Genomic DNA, 2,282 nt, shown 5'->3' with positions numbered 1-2,282 from the left:
CTGGTGGAAGTGTAGTAAAACTCTAATTCAATGAGAAAAGCTATTGAAACATTAAAGAATATATGGAAAATTGAGGATCTGAGACAACGGATCCTCATCACCATATTGTTTGTGGCGATTTACCGTTTCGGTTCGTATGTTGTGCTACCTGGTATTAATCCTGGTATGCTGGCACAATTGCATCAACAAACAAGCGAAGGCCTATTAGCCTTGTTAAACATGTTCTCAGGAGGAGCTTTTTCTAATGCATCAATTTTTGCATTAGGAATTATGCCTTATATTTCTGCGTCTATCGTTATCCAGTTGTTAGGAATTGCGGTTCCGTATTTTCAGAAATTGCAACGCGAAGGTGAGAGTGGCAGAAGAAAGATGAACCAATATACTCGTTATTTGACGATTCTTATCCTATTGGTTCAGGCTCCTTCTTATTTGCTCAATCTTAAAATGCAGGCTGGACCTTCTTTAAATGCTTCATTAGATTGGACTCTGTTCATGGTTACTTCTACCATTATTTTGGCAGCTGGAAGTATGTTTATCTTGTGGCTTGGTGAAAGAATTACAGATAAAGGTATTGGTAACGGTATTTCATTTATCATCTTGATTGGTATTATTGCCCGTCTTCCTCAATCTCTTTTCCAGGAAGTTATTTCACGCGTGAGTGAAAAAGGTGGTGGTATGATCATGTTCTTATTTGAAATGGTATTCCTGCTGTTGGTAATTGCAGCTGCAATCCTCTTGGTGCAAGGTACGAGAAAGATTCCTGTACAATACGCGAAAAGAATTGTTGGTAATAAACAATATGGTGGTGCTAGACAGTATATTCCTTTGAAAGTGAATGCTGCTGGTGTAATGCCTATCATTTTTGCTCAGGCGATTATGTTTATTCCTATCACTTTTATTGGCTTCTCTAATGCTAATAATGTAAGTGGTTTTGTGCGTGCATTTACTGATCATACGAGCTTCTGGTATAATTTTGTTTTTGCTGTAATGATTATACTGTTTACGTATTTTTATACTGCAATTACAATAAATCCGAATCAGATGGCTGAAGATATGAAGAGAAATAACGGTTTCATCCCGGGTATCAAGCCTGGAAAGAAAACGGCTGAATATATTGATGATATTATGTCACGTATTACATTGCCTGGGTCTTTCTTTTTGGCATTGGTTGCTATTATGCCTGCTTTTGCCGGTGTATTTGGTGTGAAAGCTGAGTTCGCTCAATTCTTCGGTGGTACATCTTTGTTAATTCTTGTAGGTGTGGTTCTTGATACACTGCAGCAGGTTGAAAGTCATTTGTTGATGAGACATTATGATGGCTTGTTGAAGTCTGGTCGTATTAAGGGACGTGCTGGTGTAGCTGCATATTAATTCTTTCAATAGAAATGATATTTCTTAAAACAGAGGATGAAATAGAGCTACTCCGTCAGAGTAACTTGCTTGTAGGAAAAACATTGGCTGAGGTTGCCAAATTAATAAAACCGGGAGTTACTACCCGAGAACTGGACAAAGTTGCAGAAGAGTTTATTAGAGATAATGGGGCTATTCCAACTTTTAAAGGATTTCCGAATCAGTATGGCGATCCATTTCCGGGTTCTTTATGTACGTCTGTGAATGAGCAGGTTGTACATGGTATTCCAGGAGATATTGTCTTGAGAGAAGGTGATATTATTTCTGTGGATTGCGGGACATATATGAATGGTTTTTGTGGTGACTCAGCTTATACGTTTTGTGTCGGTGAAGTAGACGAGGAAGTTCGTAAGTTGTTGAAAGTTACTAAAGAGGCATTATATATAGGCATTCAGAATGCTGTACAAGGTAAAAGAATTGGTGATATCGGATATGCTATCCAGCAATATTGTGAATCACATTCTTATGGAGTAGTGCGTGAATTTGTTGGCCATGGGATTGGTAAAGAAATGCATGAGGATCCGCAAGTACCTAATTATGGTAAAAGAGGATATGGCACGCTTTTAAAGAAAGGACTTTGTATTGCGATTGAGCCTATGATTACCCAAGGTGACCGGCAAGTTATAATGGAGCGTGACGGATGGACTGTGAGAACAAGAGATCGGAAATGTGCCGCACACTTTGAGCATACTATTGCAGTAGGTGCGGGAGAAGCCGATATTCTTTCATCATTTAAATTCATTGAAGAAGTTTTAGGAGATAAAGCAATATAGTATATGGCAAAGCAATCTGCAATAGAACAAGATGGAGTTATAGTTGAAGCATTGTCTAATGCAATGTTTCGTGTTGAATTAGAAAACGGACATGAGATT

Annotated in this window: 3 protein-coding genes; all 3 read left to right on the top strand. The window is 38.3% G+C overall.

What is annotated here, in order from left to right; all coding sequences use genetic code 11:
• The first annotated feature begins 30 nt into the window (after positions 1-30).
• On the top strand, positions 31-1,371 hold the full coding sequence (secY, locus tag QX565_RS00130) for a preprotein translocase subunit SecY (protein WP_002558054.1): 1,341 nt from the start codon (positions 31-33) through the stop codon (positions 1,369-1,371).
• A gap of 14 nt (positions 1,372-1,385) precedes the next feature.
• Positions 1,386-2,183 (top strand): type I methionyl aminopeptidase, encoded by a 798-nt coding sequence (map, locus tag QX565_RS00125; protein ID WP_221651142.1) that lies wholly within the window; start codon positions 1,386-1,388, stop codon positions 2,181-2,183.
• Positions 2,184-2,186: 3 nt separating this feature from the next.
• Positions 2,187-2,282: S1 domain-containing protein (locus tag QX565_RS00120; protein WP_493679683.1), on the top strand; the 96-nt coding region annotated here is incomplete at its 3' end.

This window comes from Bacteroides sp. 41_26, from assembly GCF_949740115.1.
GTDB lineage: Bacteria > Bacteroidota > Bacteroidia > Bacteroidales > Bacteroidaceae > Bacteroides > Bacteroides nordii.
Note: the sequence above shows the minus strand (reverse complement) of the source record. Positions and strands in the feature narration are given on the sequence as shown.